The following is a 16,148-nucleotide window of genomic DNA, read 5'->3' on the forward strand; positions in this document are numbered from 1 at the left end:
CGATGCGCGTCTTCACCAAGCTGACCCTGACCGAGATCAAGCTGTTCCTGCGGGAGCCGATGGCGGCCTTCTTCGTGCTGTTCTTCCCGACCCTGCTCGTGATCATCCTGGGCAGCATCCCCGACTTCCGGGAGCCGTCCGACGACCTGGGCGGCGCCCGCGGCATCGACCTGTACGTCGGCATCGCGGTCATCCTGACCCTGGCCATGGCGGCCGTCCAGGTCACGCCGGCCGTGCTCGCCCTCTATCGGGAACGCGGCGTGCTGCGCCGGCTCGCGACCACCCCGGTCTCGCCGCTGACGATGCTGGGCGCGCAGCTGGCGTCGAACGGGCTGGCCGCGATCGTCTCGACCGCGCTGGTCCTGGCCGTGGGCCGGATCGTCTTCGACGTGCCGCTGGCCGGCAACGTCGCCGGGTTCGTCCTGGCCTTCCTGCTGACCGCGGCCGGGACGCTGGCCATCGGCCTGTTCGTCGCGGCCATCGCCCCCAGCGGCAAGGCCGGCAACGCGATCGGCACGCTGCTGTTCTTCCCGCTGATGTTCTTCGCCGGGCTGTGGCTGCCGCGCGAGGCGATGCCGGGCGTGCTGCAGCGGATCGCCGACTTCACGCCGCTGGGCGCCGGGGAACGGGCGCTCAGCGACGCGATGACGGGAAGCTGGCCCAACCTGCTGTCGGCTACGGTGCTGGTGGGATATCTGGCCGTGTTCGGGTTGGCCGCGGTCCGGTTGTTCCGCTGGTCCTAACGGGGGTGGACGCAATGGATCGCACCGATCGGATCATGGCGAGGCTGCCGTACGTCGCCCTCGGCGCCTCGGTCGTCCTGGTGGTGGCGGGCTCCACGGTGGGCGTGCCGCACCAGCCGTGGCCGATCGTCGCTCTCGTCGTGGTGGCCACCCTGGCCTGGCTGCTCTTCTGGGTGCAGCTGCACCCCGAGTGGGAGCACGACGAGCCGAAGATGGTCGTGTTCTGGTTCGGGCTGGGCGCCCTGCTCGTTGCCCTGATCTGGTCGAGCACGCTGTTCGGCTTCTTCGCGTGGAGCGCCTACCTGCTGGTCACCCGTGGGCTGAAGAGCTGGCGGCGGATCTTGGCGGCCACCCTCGTCGCGGCCGTCTCGGCGGTCTCGCAACTCGGCGGTTTCGGCAGCCTCAGTGAACCCGGCATCCTCCCCGTCGCGCTCGTGGTGCTGCTGATCAACATCGGAATCGCCAATCTGATGATCTGGGTGACCCTGTGGACTCACGAGCAGGGTCTTAGGCGCAACCGGATGATCGAGGACCTGGCCGAGGCCAACCGCAAGCTGGCCGCGGCCCTCCACGAGAACGCCGGCCTGCACGCCCAGCTGCTGGCCCAGGCCCGCGAGGCCGGCGTGCTCGACGAGCGGCAGCGGATGGCCGGGGAGATCCACGACGTGCTGGCCCAGGGCCTGACCGGCATCGTGACCCAGCTCGAGGCGACCGGGGCCGCCGCCGACCGGCCCGAGGACTGGTGGCGCCACCTCGGCCACGCCAAGACCCTGGCCCGCGACAGCCTCACCGAGGCCCGCCGCTCCGTCCAGGCGCTGCGCCCGCAGACCCTGGACGAAGCCGCGCTGCCCGACGCGATCGGCGACCTGGTGACCGACTGGTCGCGGGTGCACGAGGTGGCCGCGGAACTGGTCACGACGGGCACGCCGCGGCCACTCGTGCCCGAGATCGAGACGACCCTCCTGCGTACGGCGCAGGAAGCTCTCGCGAACGTCGCGCGGCACGCCGAAGCGGGACGGGTCGGACTCACGCTGTCCTACATGGAGGATGTGGTCACGCTGGACGTCCGCGACGACGGGCACGGATTCGACCCCACGCTGCCGCGCGAGGTCTCCGAGAACGGCGGCTACGGGCTCGACGCGATGCGGGAACGGCTGGCCCGCATCGCCGGCAGCCTCGAGGTCGAGTCCGAACCGGGCGCCGGCACCGCGTTGTCCGCCTGCGTGCCGGCCATCGCGATCGGGGCCGCCGCGTGATCGGGCTGCTCATCGTCGACGACCATCCGGTGGTGCGCGACGGCCTGCGCGGCATGTTCATCGGCGACGACCGCTTCGCGGTGCTGGGCGAGGCCGGCGACGGCGCGGAGGCGCTGGCCCTGGTGCGCACGGTCGACCCCGACGTCGTGCTGATGGACCTGCGCATGCCCGGCATGGACGGCGTGACCGCGATCAAGGAGCTGCACAAGCGCGGATCGCGAGCCCGGGTACTGGTGCTCACCACGTACGACACCGACGCCGACGTGCTCCCCGCGATCAAGGCGGGCGCCACCGGCTACCTGCTCAAGGACGCCTCCCGGCAGGACCTGTTCCGCGCGGTCGAGGCGGCCCACCGGGGCGAGTCGGTGCTCTCCCCGGCGATCGCGGGCCGGCTGATGGGCAACCTTCGTTCCCCCGCGCCGAAGGAGCCCCTCAGCCAGCGCGAACTCGAGGTGCTGGCGCTGATCGCGCGGGGCAACTCGAACAAGGAGGCCGCCGGTCAGCTGTTCATCAGCGAGGCCACGGTCAAGACCCACCTCCTGCACGCGTACGCGAAACTGGGTGTCCGCGACCGGGCGGCAGCCGTCGCCGTGGCCTTCGAACGCGGCCTGCTTTAGGCCTGTCCTGCCGATCACACGGGGCCGCGCACGTGATCGGCCGGACAGACCCTAAGCCGGTTCGCCCCGATAGGTGCCGAAACTCCACAGGTTGCCCTCGGGATCGCGGGCGATGAAGTCACGCGAGCCGTAACCCGTGTCGTGCGGCGGCTTGACGATCTCGGCGCCCGCCTTGGCCGCCCGCTCGTGCAGGCCGTCGATGTCGTCGGCCACCACGTAGCAGCCGAACGTGCCCGGCTTGAGCGCCCACTTGTCGTCGTCGCCGCGGCCGCTCGCCGAACCCAGCATGATGCCGCCGCCGAGCGGCCAGGACAGCTGCGCGTGATCGACCCGGGCGCCGTCACCGTAGACGACCACCTCCACGAAACCGAACGCGTCGGCCAGGAACCGGATCAAGGCACGGGCGTCGGTGGCCCGCAGCGTCGGCCACACCTGCGGTGGCGGCGTCCTCGTGTCAGTCATGCCACCCATCGTGCGCGGGCTCGAGCCGCTGGGCTTGAACAAAATCGAACTGGTCGGCCAACCACTCGGACGGGGTGCACCGGGCCAGCGAGCGGAACTCGCGCACCAGATGCGACTGATCGGCGTACCCGCAGGCGGCGGCCACCTCGGCGATCAACCGGCCGGGCCGCAGCGCCCGCCGGGCCCGGTCGAACCGCGCGACCCGGGCCGCCTCCTTGGGCCGCAGACCGGTCTCGGCCCGGAACCGGTCGGTCAGGTGATGACCGCTCCACCCGACCTCGGCGGCCACGGACCGCACCGGGGCGTTGCCCAGGACGCGGCCCCACGCGTAAGCGATCTCGGGTCTGACCTCGGTCGCGCTCGTTCGCCTGCCCAGCCACTCGTCGAGCAGCGCGAACTTGCCGGCCCAGCCCGGCGCCGCCACGAGCCGCTCCCGGATCTCGGCGACGGCCCGCTCGCCCAGCAGCGACGCCGCGTCGACGTCGAGGCCGGCCAGCTCACCCGCGGGCAACCCCAGCAGCGCCCGGCAGCCCAGCGGCCACAAAGCCACCTGCAGACCCGACTGCCGCCCGTCGTGCGTGATCACCGCGGGCGTCAGGTGCAGGCCGCCGATCAGGGCGTCGTACCGCCCCGGACGCTGCCCCGGATCGGGATGCGACTCCATGACCAGCGGGTCGTCCAAGGTAAGGATCATCGTGAGGTAGGGCGAGGGCAGACCCAGATGCCGCATGGGCGGGACGCCGCGCTGGCGGTAACCCGAGTAGGCCGCGACGAACGGCCGCAGGGCAGCCGAGGGGCGAGCCTGCGCGTACTCGTCGACGACCATCCGAAGCTCCGTCCGTCCGGGCCCAGCCTACGGCTTCTTCGTGCCGCATTGCCCGGCCCGAAGATGCGAGCATCGGGCCATGGCGAACGCGGTGGTGATCGGCGGTGGCATCGGTGGGCTCGCCGCAGGGCTGGCGCTGCAGCGGCGCGGGTGGTCGGTGACCGTGCTCGAACGGGCGGCCGCCCTCGAGGACGTGGGGGCGGGGCTGGCCGTCGCGCCCAACGGGTTACGCGCCCTCGACCGGCTCGGGGCCGGCCGGCCGGTGCGGGCGCTGTCCGCGTTGCAGGGCACAGCCGGCATCCAGCGGCCCGACGGCCGGTGGATCTCGCGAACCGATGCCGCGGCGGCCGAAGCCCGGTTCGGCGAGCCGACAGTCGTCGTGCACCGCGCGGCCCTGATCAGCGTGCTGGCCGACGCGCTGCAGCCGGGCACGTTGCGCCTCGGCGTGACGGCGGGCGCCGTGTCGCCCGAGCAGGGCACGGTGGTCACCTCGGACGGCACCCTCATGGCCGAGGTGGTGGTCGCGGCCGACGGGCTTCATTCCCCCGTACGAGGGGCACTCTGGCCCAGCGGGCCGGCGCCGCTCTACGCCGGGGTGACGAGCTGGCGGTTCGTCGTCCCGCGGCCGCCGGGGGAACTGGTGCTGTCGGAGACCTGGGGCGACGGGAAGGTGTTCGGTGTCGTGGGGCTGGGCGACGGACGGGTGTATTGCTACGCCACCGCGCCCGCGCCGCCGGGGGAGTCCGCGGCGGCGGACCTCGCGCGCCTGTTCGACGGGTGGCACGCGCCGGTGCCGGCTTTGATCGCGGCGGCCGGCGCCGTCATCCGGACCGACATTCGCTGCCTCGACCCGACGCCGCGGACATTCCATCGAGGACGCGTGGTTCTCCTGGGCGACGCCGCGCACGCGATGACGCCCAACCTCGGGCAGGGCGCGTGCCAGGCGTTGGAGGACGCCGTCGTGCTGGCCGCCTACGCCGGCGAACCGGGCGGGCTCGCCCGATACTCCGCGGAGCGGGTGCTCCGCACGACGGCGGTGGCGGCCGCTTCGCGCCGGATCGGGCGGATGGCCGGGCTGAGCGGCCTGCCGGCCCGGCTGCGCGACGCCGGCCTGGCGCTGGCCGGAAAGCTCGGGCCCAACCTGGTGCTGCGCCAGATGGACCCGATCTTCGCGTGGCGGCCGCCGCGGTGAGGTCAGTCGGCGAGGGCCTTGGCCAGGTCGTCGCGGAAGGCGCGCTCGGTGTCGGTGACCGCCTCGCCGCCGATGCCCAGCACGCCACCGGTGGAGGCGGCGCCGACCACGCTCTCGGCGATCTCGACCAGCCAGTGCTTGTACGTCTCGGCGTCGGCCTGCTCGGCCTTCGCGACCAGCAGGGCGTTGGCCTCGGCGGCCCGGCCCAGCACGTCCTCGGTGTACGCGATCGGGTCGCTCGGCTCGATAACCGGCGGCTCCTCACCGATCTCGGGGTCGCCCACGCGTGACACGATCGCCCCGGCCACCGCGGCGACCAGCGTGCTGGCGGAGGCCCGGGCGTCCGAGATGACCTCGAGACCGGCCGCCGTCTCGGCCCGCGTCTTACGGGCGCTGTCGGGGGTGGCCGCGCTGGCCGCGGTGAGGACCGACTGGGGCAGGCCGACGAGCAGCCCCCACTCGGAGTCGGTGAAACCCAGCATCGAGTACAGCGGAGTGTCGCTCACGGTGAATCCTCACGGTCGGTGAAACCTCGTCGGGCTCTTATACCCCACCGGCTAGCTCCTCGATCACACGCCGCAGGTCGAGAAGGTGCGCGTCGAGGTCCGGGTCGGGCGTCGCGGTCCACGGTCCGTCCAGGTCGGGGCGGTGCCGGGTGACGTGCACGACGTACGCCGCCACCTGGTCGCGGGCGTTCTGCGCCTCGGTGACGGGTTCGCCCACGGCCTGCCGGGCCTGCCAGCAGAGCGTGACGCGTTCCCGCAACCACAGCGGCGCGACCTCGGCCCGGCCGGCCGTGCCCGGCACGTCGGCCCCGGCCAGCACGGCGATCCGGTCGGCCGTCGCACGGTGGCCGTGCTGGTCGGCCATGCGCTCGAAACGGGTCCACTCCCGGCCCATCGAGCCGAGCCGCTCACCCCAGCTCTCCACCATCACCATCCGCAGGGCCCGCGCTGATTCGCGCATCAGGAAAGTCGCCTCGCGTCTCCTACGGGCACCTTCCGCGGCCGCAGCCACGCCGGATTCGGCGTCAGCCTGCAAATCGGGATTTATCCGACTCGTATCAGTGGCGTCAGGCAGAGGCCCGGAAAAGGGAGCGGCGACGCCGTCGGGAGCGATGACGGGAGGGGCGGCGGCGAAGGCGGCTTCGGCGGCGGCTACGGCCTGGCGCCGCCATTCGGCGATGCGGGCGGCGACCACGGCGGGGTGGAAGCGGTTCGATGTGATCCAGGCGGCGAAGCCGGACAGCAGGTCGTCGGCGGGGTCGGAGGGGCGGCCGCCGTAGGCCTTGTCGATGCCGTGGAACCACCTGCGGTCCCCGGTGATCGTGGCGGCCAGGGCTTCGGGGCCGGCGGCCATCGCCGCGCGGACCTCGGCGGTGGTGAAGGAGAGCCAGGAGAGGTCGAGGCTTTGGGCCAGGCCGGAGCCGGCCCACCAGTCGACCATTTCGAGCTGGCCCCGGCGTACGGGATCGTCGGCGGCGGGATCGTCGTAGACCGGCAGCAGGTCGATGTCGGACATGGGCCACGGATCGCCACGGCCGAGGCTGCCACCGATCAGGAAGCCGCGGACGCCGGGCACCCGGCCCAGCACCGTGATCGCTTCCCGCAGTCGGTCTTCTTTCAGCTCGCGCCAGTGCTTCACGGCCGAAGTGTTTCAGTCCGGCTCGTACGACGTCACGCCGTCGGGGTGCTCGGCCAGCGTGGCGCCGTCGACCTTGCGCAGGGAGAGCTGCGACCGGAGCGCCGCGACGTCCGGCCCCGGGTTGCTCGGGGTCACGATCAGCGACCCGCCCGCGGGCAGGCAGATGCCCAGCCGGTCCGGGGCCCCGATCGGTGGCAGCAGCGCCCGCCCGGGCCGGCCCGGTCCACAGGGGACTTCGCCGGTCGAACGCAGGAGCAGGGCGTCGAACCAGGCCCCGCCGGGCTCCGTCAGCTTCAGGGTCACGCTGTAGCGTCCGGCCCACACGGCGCTCAGCCGATAGCCGGACACCTCCGGCAGGTACAGGGGGACGCCGACCGCCTCGAACTTCTGGGCCCGCCATCGGTCCTGCAGGCCCCACAGGCCCAGTCCGGCGACGGCGACGGCAACGGCGATCCAGGCCACCGCGAGCCGGCGCCCGAGCGACAGGTGGATCGCGAACGCGGCCGCGCCGAGCAGGATCACCGACTCGAGCCGGTTGCGTTCGAGACCCAGCACGAGCGGGGCGATCGCGAGCGGCAGAAACAGCAGCGGGATCAGCACGTGGGCCGGGGGCCAGGTGTTGCCCACTCGCACTTTCGCGATCAGCAGGGCCGCCCCGATCGCGGCCGGCAACGCCCCGCCCAGCCCGTACACCGGGTCCATGTCGGCGTAGTCGCGCACCTGATACCCGGGCAGCATGATCAGCACGACCCCCAGGGCCGTCGTGGTGATCGCCCCGCAGACCAGCCCGCCGGACATCCGCATCAGTCGATAGTGCCGGGCCCGGGCAAGGGCGCCGCTCAGGCGTCGGTGAGCAGCTTGTTCTCCTTGACCACGGGTACCGACAGCGTCTTGTAGCCGACCTCGTCGAAGAGCACTGTCATCCGGTCCTCTTCGTAGCCCATCACCGTGCCCGGTCCCCATTCCCCGTGGCGGACCTTGGCGTGCACGGGGAACGGCTCGTCGGCGGTGGCCGTCTCGACCTCCTCGGCGGTGCCTTCGGCGCAGTTGTCGCAGTGCCCGCACGGCTTGGCCAGGTCTTCGCCGAAGTAGGCGAGCAGGGTCTGGGTGCGGCAGGCCCGGGTCTCGGCGAAGCCGCGCATCATGTCGGTCCGCGAGCGCGACACCACCTGCTGCCGCTCGTGCTCCTTGACGGCGGCTTCCGCGGCCGCGGCGGGCAGCGGCGCGAAGACCGGCACCGTCAGCTTGTTGCCGCGCCCGGTGGTCACCGCGCCGACCTGTTCCAGCAGACCGATGTACGCCCCCAGCTTGCGCGGCCCGAGCCCGCTGGCCTCCTTGAGCTCGGCCTTGGTCTGCGGGCCTTTGCGCAGGGCCCCGGCCAGTTCGCGCAGTTCGACCTCGTCGGGGGCGCCACCGGTGAAGAACCGCTGGATGGCCTCGTCCTCGGCCCGCCACAGCAGCAGGGCCTGGGCCGGTTCGTCGTCGCGGCCGGAGCGGCCGATCTCCTGGAAGTAGCTGTCCGGCGAGTCGGGCAGGGCCACGTGCGCGACCCAGCGGATGTTGGGCTTGTCGATGCCCATGCCGAACGCCGACGTGGCGACCATGATGTCGGTCTTGTCGGCCGTGAAGTCCTCGTGCTTCTGCTCGCGTTCCTTGGCCGCCATGCCGCCGTGGTAGAACTCGGCCGGATACCCCGCGTCGGTCAGCTTGGCCGCCAGTTCCTCGGCCGTACGACGGGTCGCGACGTAGATGATGCCCGCGCCCGGCTTCGACTCGAGCAGGGCGGTCAGTTTGCGCCAGCGGTAGTTCTCGTCGGGGCAGTACGCCACTTCGAGGAACAGGTTGGGACGGTCGAGCCCGTGCACGTGGATCTCGGGCTTCTTCAGGTGCAGCCGCTCGATGATGTCGTCGCGCACCGGCGGCGAGGCCGTCGCGGTCAACGCCAGCACGGGCGGGCGGCCGATCCCCTTGATCAGGTCGCCCAGGGCCAGGAACTCGGGCCGGAAGTCGTGGCCCCAGGCCGAGATGCAGTGCGCCTCGTCCACGGCCACCAGGCCCGGCTTGAGCGCCTTCACCTCGGCCATCCGTTCGGGGTCGCTGAGCTGCTCGGGCGTGATGAACAGGAACTCGGCCCGGCCTTCGCGCAGTTCCTGGATCGCCTCGCGCTGCTGAGCCGGCGTCTCGGCCGAGCTGACCCGGACCGCACGGATCTTGGGATCGTCCCGCTCGTTGAGCGCGGCGATCTGATCCTGCTGCAGGGCCAGCAGCGGCGAGATCACGACCGTGGGGCCGGGCAGCAGCACAGCCGGGATCTGATAGATCGCCGACTTGCCGGCGCCGGTCGGCAGCACCACGAGCGCGTCGCGGCGGCGCAGCACGGCGCGCATCGGCTTGAACTGGCCCGGGCGCAGGGAGGGCCACCCGAAGTGCTGCCGGGCGACCTTGCGCAGACGTGGTCCGTAGACGGGAAGCTTCATCGAGCGGCCATTGTGCCCCGCCGGCATGTCAGGCAAACGCTTACGCAATCTTGGGGAGGATCTCGTTGGCGTACAGCTCGAACAGCCCCGCGTAGTGCGGCCCGGTGTTCGCCACGTAGACCTCGTCGAAGCCGGCCTGGCGGTACTGGTCGATCATCTCGAGGTGGCCCGCCGCGTCGCTGCCGCAGACGAACGCCTCGCGCACCATGTCCTCGGTGACCAGCTGGGCCGCCTGCTCGAAGTGCTTGGGCGAGGGCAGCACCTGGGAGAGCTCACCGGGCACGCCCGCGTTCGGCCATTTCTCGTACGCGATCCGGGCGCCCTCGTCCTCGGTGGCCGCGAACGCCGCCTTGAACCCGGCCTGGGCGATCTTGGAGCCGCCGCCGTTCTCGCGGAAACGCGACACCAGGTCACCGTCGGGCATCGTGCTGACGTAGCCGTCGCCGAGCCGCGCCGCCGTGTCGACCGCCTTGGGCCCGAACCCGGAGATGTAGATCTCGACCGGCTTCTCGGGCAGCGTGTAGATGCGCGCGTTCTCCACTGTGTAGTGCTTGCCGTGGTGCGAGTACATGCCGCCCTCCCACAGGCCGCGCATCACCTCGACGGCCTCTTCGAGCATTTCCAGCCGTACGTCCAACTCGGGCCAGGCGTCGCCGAAGATGTGCTCGTTGAGCGCCTCCCCGGTGCCGATCCCGAGCCGGAAGCGGCCCCCGGTGAGCACGGCGCTGGTCGCCGCGGCCTGGGCGATGACGGCCGGGTGGATCCGCACCGTCGGGCACGTGACCGCCGTGGTGATCGGCAGCGACGTGGCCTGGCTGAGCGCGCCGATCATCGACCACACGAACGGGCTGTTGCCCTGGGCGTCGACCCACGGGTGGTAGTGGTCCGAGATCCAGAGGGCGGAGAAGCCGGCCTTTTCCGCGCCGCGGGCCTGCTCGAGCAGTTCCGCGGGGCCGTACTCCTCGCAGGAGAGGAAGTATCCGATACGCATATGCGCCGGTGTACCCCTATTTCTTACCGCCGAACATGCGGCGGATGGCCCAGATCAGGATGAGGAACGCCAGGGCCACGCCGAGCAGACGAACGGCGTGCACCTCGGACCAGTCGACACCGGACGCGGCAAGCGTGGAGGGGGTCACCAGCGCATGGTATCGACCCCTTTTACGTACAGCTAATAGAAAGGTTTGTTGACTGAAACAGGTCCGGGGTGTGACCATGGGTCGGCACAACTCCGGGTGTGCTCCGCCGAGCGCGCTCAAACGTCACCGGAGGTACGGGGGCCTATGCCGAACCATGGCGAATTGCCGGAACTCGCCGCGGCGGTGCTTCAGCCGGGTTTCACCGGCACCACCGCGCCCGACTGGGTCCGGCGGTGGCTGGGTGAGGGTCTGGGCGGCGTCGCGCTGTTCGCCCGCAACGTCGAGTCGCCTGCGCAGGTGGCCGCGCTGACCGCGCAGCTGCGCGCCGAGCGCCCCGACGTGCTGGTCGCGATCGACGAGGAGGCCGGCGACGTCACCCGGTTCGAGTCGCGGCACGGCAGCTCCCGGCCCGGCAACCTGGCCCTCGGGGCGATCGACGACGTGCTGCTGACCGAGGAGGTCGCCCGCGACCTGGGCGCCGAGCTGGCCAACGCCGGCATCACCCTCGACTACGCGCCCGATGCCGACGTCAACAGCAACGCGGCCAACCCCGTGATCGGCGTACGGGCTTTCGGGGCCGAGCCCCAGCTGGTGGCCCGGCACTCGGCCGCCTTCGTGCGCGGCCTGCAGTCGGCCGGGGTCGCCGCGTGCGCCAAGCACTTCCCGGGTCACGGCGACACCAGCGTCGACTCGCACCACGACGTCCCCCTGATCGACCGCGACCGGGCCCAGCTGGCCGAGTGCGAGCTGGTGCCGTTCCGGTCCGCGATCGAGGCCGGCGTCCAGGTGATCATGACCGGGCACCTGCTGGTCCCGGCCTACGACGCCGAACTGCCGGCCACCCTCAGCCACAGGATCATGACGGGGCTGCTGCGCGAGGAACTCGGCTTCGACGGGCTGATCGTCACCGACGGCATCGAGATGCAGGCCGTACGCCGGCGTTACGGGCTGGCCGGGGCGACGGTCAAGGCGCTGGCGGCCGGGGTCGACGCGATCTGCGTGGGCGGCGACCACGCCGACGAGCAGACCGCGACCCTGCTGCGCGACGCGATCGTGGCCGCAGTGCGGTCGGGCGAGCTCGCCGAGGAGCGGCTGCGCGCGGCCGCGGCCCGGGTCCACCTGCTCGGCGCGTGGGCCACCTCGACCCAGACCGCCACCGGTTCCCGCGCGATCGCCGATGCCGCCCGCGAGGTGGCCGTGCTGACCCGCACCGATGGGGTCGGGTTCGCCGCCGCCCGGCGCGCCGTGCGGGTCACCACGACCGGCGACGCCGTGCTGCCGGTCACCGCGCCGCCGCACGTGGTCGAGTTCGCCCCGCCGCGCAACATCGCGATCGGGGCCGAGACCCCGTGGGGCGTGGGCACGCCGCTCGACGAGCTGCTGCCGGGCACCACATCCGTACGGCTGACCGAGGACGAGCTCGGCGCCGACCCCGCCGCCACGGTGCTGGCCGGCGCGGCCGGGCGCCCGCTGGTGCTGGTGGTGCGCGACGTGCACCGGCACGCCTGGCTCTCCGGCGCGCTGACCGCCGTGCTGGCCCAGCGGCCGGACGCGATCGTGGTCGAGATGGGCTTGCCCGAGACCGTGGCCGGGGCCGTGCACATCGCGACCTACGGCGCGACCCGCGCCTGCGGCCTGGCCGCGGCCGAGCTGATCGCGGGCACCCGGGTGCCCGCGCCGGCCCCGCAGCCGCTGGCGGCGTAGAACCTCCGGTTGCCGGCGGTCAGGGCGGGGGGCTCGACCGCCGGCAACCGGGTCACTGCTCGATGATGTCGTCGTACTCGGGGTGCTCGGCGACGTATTTCGCGAAGAACGGGCAGGCCGGGTAGACCCGCGCGCCCCGCGTCCGCAGCTCGTCCAGCGTGCGCTGGGCCAGCACGTTGCCCAGGCCCTGCCCGCGGAACCGGCGGTCGATCTCGCTGTGGGTCACGACGACGACGCCGTCGCGGATGCGGTAGACGGCCATGCCGCCCAGTTCCCCGTCGACGGTCAGCTCGAAGCGGTGCTGGTCCGGGTGGTCGCGCACATCGACGTCGCTCATCGGCCCAGCTTAGGGTCGCGCGGGCCCCGTACGCTGGAAGGGTGTTGAAACCCACCCCTCGCCTCGCCGCCCTTGTCAGCTCGGCCGTCCTCGGCCTCGCGCTCCTCGCCGGTTGCAGCAGCGACAACGTCAGCTGCGGCCTCGACCAGTGCACCGTCTCGATCGCCCGGGAGACGAACGCGAGCGCGAGCTTCCTGGGGGTGGAGGCCAAGTTCCTCAGCGCCGACGCCAACACCGTCACCCTCGAGGTGGCCGGAGAGCAGATCAGCCTGACCAAGGGGCAGCAGGCCATCGAGGTGGCGGGCCTGCAGGTGTCGCTCGACAGCGTCACTCAGGACCAGATCGGCCTGCAGGTCTCCCGCAACTAGCGGCGTAGCACGTGCCGACGTGCCCGTCCCGGGTTTGAAAAAATCCGGGACGGGTCAATGTGGCTGCCATGACCGCCGCCTCGAATGTGAAAGGCACCGCATCGCGGGCCGCCAACAGCAAGCCGCTCGAACTTCTGGCTCGAGGCGGCTTCGTCGGATACGGCATCATCCACCTGATCTTCGCGTGGATCGCCCTGCAGGTGGCGTTCCAGGGCTCGTCGCAGGAGAGCGACCAGTCCGGGGCGCTGCAGACCCTGGCCGGCAACGGCCTGGGCAAGACGTTGCTCGTCGTCATCGCCGTCGGCATGATCGCCATGGCTATCTGGCAGGCCTTCGAGGCTGCCATCGGCGAGAGCGGCGAGCAGGACAACACCGCCAAGGCCGAGCGCGTGCTCAACGGCGCCCGCGCCATCCTCTACCTCTACCTGGCCTGGATCGCCATCAAGGTGCTGCAGGGCTCCAACTCCTCGATGGGCGACAACTCTCAGAGCAAGACCTCGTCGATCATGGACAACACCGGCGGCCGCTGGCTGATCGGCTTCGTGGGCCTCGTGGTGATCGGCGTCGGCGTCGGCATGGCCATCTACGGCTGGAAAGAGAAGTTCACCAAGCACCTCAACACCGGCCAGATGCCGCAGGGCACCCGTAAGCCGATCATCCGGCTCGGCAAGGCGGGTTACATGGCCAAGGGCACCGCGTACGCCATCGCCGGTGTGCTGGTCGTGGTGGCCGCCGTGAACTACGACCCGGAGAAGGCCCGTGGTCTCGACGCGGCGCTCAAGACGCTGGCCGGTTACTCGTGGGGCGTGTGGGTGCTGGCGTTGATCGCGCTGGGTATCGCCTGCTTCGGCGTCTACTGCTTCGCCCAGGCCAAGTACCGGAAAGTGTGAGCAACCTCTGATCTCGGTGCGGGACAGTTGCGGGTATCGGTGACCTGGGCAAGCTAGGTCGCTGGTACCCGCACCTTTTTCCTGCGAAGGAGAGATTAGTGCCCAGCACTGTGAAGGCCGTACTCATCGTCGTCGCCGCCACCGGAGCGGCGATTCTTGCGGTCACGGTCCTGCACTGGCTTCTCGCCCGGCTCGGCCGCAGGTCGAAGCTCGCCGCCGATCTGGCCCGGACGGCGCACAAGCCGTTCCTGGCCACAATGATCCTCTTTGCGCTGCAGCAGGCGTTGCGGGTCGTGACCAACGAGTTCCCCGGCCGCGACGGCGTCCTGCACGCGCTGGTGATCCTCTTCATCGCCGCGTTCGCCTGGCTCGTGGCGGCGTTCCTGCTCGCGCTGGAGGACGCGGCACTCGCGCACTGGCGCACCGACGTGCCCGACAATCTGCGCCGCCGCCGTTTCAAGACCCAGATCGTGATGCTCCGCCGGATCACCGTGGCCACCATCGTGGTCCTCACCCTGGGCGTCGTGCTGATGACGTTCCCGGGCATCCGGGCGCTGGGCGCCAGCGTCCTCGCCTCGGCCGGCATCGTCAGCGTGATTGCCGCCCTGGCCGCGCAGAGCACCCTGGGCAACGTCTTCGCCGGCCTGCAACTGGCGTTCAGCGACGCCGTCCGGGTCGACGACGTGGTGGTCGTCGAGGGGGAGTGGGGCCGCATCGAGGAGATGACGCTGACCTACGTCGCGGTGCAGATCTGGGACGACCGCCGGCTGCTGATGCCGACCTCGTACTTCACCACCAAGCCGTTCCAGAATTGGACCCGCTCGTCCTCGGCCGTGCTCGGCACCGCCGAGGTCGACGTCGATTGGTCGACCGAGATCGAGCCGTTGCGGGCCGAGCTGCGGGCCACGTGTGAGGGATCGGAGCTGTGGGACGGCCGGGTCTGCGTGCTGCAGGTGACCGAGGCCGTGGGCGGCATGGTGCGCCTGCGGGCCCTGGTCAGCGCGAGCGACGCGCCCTCGCTGTGGGACTTGCGCTGCCTGGTGCGCGAACGCCTGGTCACCTTCATCTGGGCCCACCAGCGCACCGCGCTGCCGCGCTACCGGGCCGACATGGCCAACGTGACGCGGCCCGTGGCGGAGAGTCTGCGCCCGGCCCCGCGCCCCGACTCGGACGACGCCCGGGTCTTCTCCGGCGGGGACGACGCCGACGAGCGCGCCGCGGCCTTCGGCGGGCCCGACGAGCAGATGCACGTGAGCGCCCGCCGGTGACCCGTTCTGCCGGGTTCTGGGCAGGAGGATTGACGCACTGGTGATCAGGGCATACACCGGGACACGGAAGGGAGAACACCATGGCCGATGTCCTGAACGGTCGCACCACCCCGGGCGCCGATCAGTCCACCGCCGAGCTGGTTCAGCGCGCGAGCGAGCAAGTCAGCCGGCTCGTTCGTGATGAGATCGCATTGGCCAAGGCCGAGCTCGCCGAGAAGGGCAAGCATGCCGGCATCGGCATCGGGCTCTTCGGCGGCGGCGGCGTGCTGGCCATGTACGGCGTGGGCGCCCTCATCGCCACTCTGATCATTGTCTTCGATCTTTTCCTGCCGCTGTGGCTGGCGGCGCTGATCATCACGGTGGCGCTGTTCCTCGTCGCCGGCATTCTCGCCCTGCTCGGCAAGAAGCAGGTGACCAAGGCCGTTCCGCCGGAGCCCAAGGCCGCGATCGAGAGCGTCAAGGCCGATGTCGAAGAGGTCAAGCACGCGGTCAAGGAGCGGAGTCGCGGATGAGCGAGAACAACGGATCGTCGGATCCCAAGCCGACGGTCGAGGAGCTGCGCGCGGAGATCAAGCAGACGCGCGCGGAGCTCGGTGAGACGGTTCAGGCCCTCGCGGCCAAGGCGGACGTCAAGGCCCGGGCCAAGGAGCAGGTCGAGCAGACCAAGCTCAAGGTCAAGGCTCAGGCCGCGGAAGCCACCGAGCGCGTGCGCGGGGTGGCCGCGGCCGCCGCGGGAGCCGTCTCCGGAAAGGTTCACGAGGTGGCCGACCAGGCCACTGAGAAGGTCAACCAGAACAGCACGAGCGACCTCGCGGTGCAAGCGCGGGAACAGATACGGAACAGTCCGGTTCCGATTTCCCTCGTTTTCGCGGGCGCGGTCGCGATCGTGGGCATCATTCTGATCGTGCGAGGGAGTCGTCGGTGAGTGGCAAGGTTTCGAAGCTGGCCTACAAGCCGGTCGGGTTGCTGCTCGGCATCGGTGCGGGCGCGGTGGCCGGGCTGGTTTTCAAGGAAGTCTGGAAACTAACCGCAGGTGACGACGATGCTCCGAACGCCACCGACGAGGATCGGGGCTGGGGCGAGATTCTCGCGGCGGCCGCACTGCAGGGCGCCATCTTCGCACTCGTGAAGGCGGCCGTCGATCGAGGCGGTGCCGTTGGTGTACGGAAAATGACTGGTCAATGGCCTTCGTGAAGTTAGGTTAACAGTCACTGGTCTCCCACAT

Annotated in this window: 20 protein-coding genes; 11 read left to right on the forward strand and 9 right to left on the reverse strand. The window is 71.1% G+C overall.

The features are described from left to right. The first annotated feature begins 2 nt into the window (after nt 1-2). The 3 genes from BKA14_RS41830 to BKA14_RS41840 are packed head-to-tail and all read left to right on the forward strand — an operon-like array spanning nt 3 to nt 2,616. Nucleotides 3-743 (forward strand): ABC transporter permease, encoded by a 741-nt coding sequence (locus tag BKA14_RS41830; protein WP_184956248.1) that lies wholly within the window; start codon nt 3-5, stop codon nt 741-743. Nucleotides 744-757: 14 nt separating this feature from the next. Next, nucleotides 758-1,999, forward strand: coding sequence for a sensor histidine kinase (locus BKA14_RS41835; protein WP_184956249.1), 1,242 nt, complete (start codon nt 758-760; stop codon nt 1,997-1,999). Next, nucleotides 1,996-2,616, forward strand: coding sequence for a response regulator (locus BKA14_RS41840; RefSeq protein WP_184956250.1), 621 nt, complete (start codon nt 1,996-1,998; stop codon nt 2,614-2,616). Before BKA14_RS41835 ends, BKA14_RS41840 begins: the two co-directional genes overlap by 4 nt. Before the next feature lie 51 nt (nt 2,617-2,667). On the opposite strand, the gene BKA14_RS41845 is transcribed toward BKA14_RS41840, so the two are convergent. Both BKA14_RS41845 and BKA14_RS41850 read right to left on the reverse strand, forming a co-directional pair. Continuing rightward, a complete protein-coding gene (locus BKA14_RS41845) occupies nt 2,668-3,078 on the reverse strand; it encodes a VOC family protein (protein WP_184956251.1) in 411 nt (136 codons plus the stop codon). Next, the gene (locus tag BKA14_RS41850) at nt 3,071-3,904 is read right to left on the reverse strand and encodes a helix-turn-helix transcriptional regulator (RefSeq protein WP_184956252.1); all 834 of its coding nucleotides are present in this window, start codon (nt 3,902-3,904) and stop codon (nt 3,071-3,073) included. Before BKA14_RS41850 ends, BKA14_RS41845 begins: the two co-directional genes overlap by 8 nt. Before the next feature lie 79 nt (nt 3,905-3,983). Between BKA14_RS41850 and BKA14_RS41855 the strand changes: the two genes are divergently transcribed. Further along, on the forward strand, nt 3,984-5,096 hold the full coding sequence (locus tag BKA14_RS41855) for an FAD-dependent monooxygenase (protein ID WP_184956253.1): 1,113 nt from the start codon (nt 3,984-3,986) through the stop codon (nt 5,094-5,096). Nucleotides 5,097-5,098: 2 nt separating this feature from the next. Here the strand turns inward: BKA14_RS41855 and BKA14_RS41860 are convergent, their stop codons facing one another. The 6 genes from BKA14_RS41860 to BKA14_RS44800 are packed head-to-tail and all read right to left on the reverse strand — an operon-like array spanning nt 5,099 to nt 10,356. Further along, nucleotides 5,099-5,602, reverse strand: coding sequence for a hypothetical protein (locus BKA14_RS41860; protein WP_184956254.1), 504 nt, complete (start codon nt 5,600-5,602; stop codon nt 5,099-5,101). 37 nt (nt 5,603-5,639) lie between these two features. Beyond that, entirely contained in the window at nt 5,640-6,740 is a 1,101-nt protein-coding gene (locus BKA14_RS41865) for a nucleotidyltransferase domain-containing protein (RefSeq protein ID WP_184956255.1), read from the reverse strand. Between the two features lie 12 nt (nt 6,741-6,752). Further along, a complete protein-coding gene (locus BKA14_RS41870; protein WP_184956256.1) occupies nt 6,753-7,544 on the reverse strand; it encodes a hypothetical protein in 792 nt (263 codons plus the stop codon). 35 nt (nt 7,545-7,579) lie between these two features. Beyond that, complete coding sequence (locus BKA14_RS41875) at nt 7,580-9,217, reverse strand: RecQ family ATP-dependent DNA helicase (protein ID WP_184956257.1); 1,638 nt, start codon at nt 9,215-9,217, stop codon at nt 7,580-7,582. A 40-nt stretch (nt 9,218-9,257) separates the two neighbouring features. Further along, on the reverse strand, nt 9,258-10,208 hold the full coding sequence (locus BKA14_RS41880) for a TIGR03557 family F420-dependent LLM class oxidoreductase (RefSeq protein WP_184956258.1): 951 nt from the start codon (nt 10,206-10,208) through the stop codon (nt 9,258-9,260). 16 nt (nt 10,209-10,224) lie between these two features. Then, a complete protein-coding gene (locus BKA14_RS44800; RefSeq protein ID WP_260416701.1) occupies nt 10,225-10,356 on the reverse strand; it encodes a hypothetical protein in 132 nt (43 codons plus the stop codon). Between the two features lie 144 nt (nt 10,357-10,500). On the opposite strand from BKA14_RS44800, the gene BKA14_RS41885 reads away from it, so the two are divergent. Beyond that, nucleotides 10,501-12,060 (forward strand): glycoside hydrolase family 3 protein, encoded by a 1,560-nt coding sequence (locus tag BKA14_RS41885; RefSeq protein WP_184956259.1) that lies wholly within the window; start codon nt 10,501-10,503, stop codon nt 12,058-12,060. 52 nt (nt 12,061-12,112) lie between these two features. Here the strand turns inward: BKA14_RS41885 and BKA14_RS41890 are convergent, their stop codons facing one another. Beyond that, complete coding sequence (locus BKA14_RS41890) at nt 12,113-12,397, reverse strand: GNAT family N-acetyltransferase (RefSeq protein ID WP_184956260.1); 285 nt, start codon at nt 12,395-12,397, stop codon at nt 12,113-12,115. Between the two features lie 41 nt (nt 12,398-12,438). On the opposite strand from BKA14_RS41890, the gene BKA14_RS41895 reads away from it, so the two are divergent. From BKA14_RS41895 to BKA14_RS41920, 6 genes are all read left to right on the forward strand, one after another. Then, nucleotides 12,439-12,765, forward strand: a complete 327-nt coding sequence (locus tag BKA14_RS41895) for a hypothetical protein (protein ID WP_184956261.1) — start codon at nt 12,439-12,441, stop codon at nt 12,763-12,765. Between the two features lie 68 nt (nt 12,766-12,833). Then, a complete protein-coding gene (locus BKA14_RS41900; RefSeq protein ID WP_184956262.1) occupies nt 12,834-13,655 on the forward strand; it encodes a DUF1206 domain-containing protein in 822 nt (273 codons plus the stop codon). 98 nt (nt 13,656-13,753) lie between these two features. Next, nucleotides 13,754-14,923 carry a mechanosensitive ion channel family protein gene (locus tag BKA14_RS41905; RefSeq protein ID WP_184956263.1) on the forward strand — a complete coding sequence of 390 codons (1,170 nt, stop codon included), beginning with the start codon at nt 13,754-13,756 and terminating at the stop codon, nt 14,921-14,923. 80 nt (nt 14,924-15,003) lie between these two features. Further along, entirely contained in the window at nt 15,004-15,435 is a 432-nt protein-coding gene (locus BKA14_RS41910) for a phage holin family protein (RefSeq protein WP_184956264.1), read from the forward strand. Then, nucleotides 15,432-15,848, forward strand: a complete 417-nt coding sequence (locus BKA14_RS41915) for a DUF3618 domain-containing protein (protein WP_184956265.1) — start codon at nt 15,432-15,434, stop codon at nt 15,846-15,848. The genes BKA14_RS41910 and BKA14_RS41915 overlap by 4 nt, the downstream gene beginning before the upstream one ends. Next, nucleotides 15,845-16,117 (forward strand): DUF4235 domain-containing protein, encoded by a 273-nt coding sequence (locus BKA14_RS41920; protein ID WP_184956266.1) that lies wholly within the window; start codon nt 15,845-15,847, stop codon nt 16,115-16,117. Before BKA14_RS41915 ends, BKA14_RS41920 begins: the two co-directional genes overlap by 4 nt. Nucleotides 16,118-16,148 lie beyond the last annotated feature (31 nt).

Origin of the sequence: Paractinoplanes abujensis, from assembly GCF_014204895.1 — a bacterium.
Lineage (GTDB): Bacteria > Actinomycetota > Actinomycetes > Mycobacteriales > Micromonosporaceae > Actinoplanes > Actinoplanes abujensis.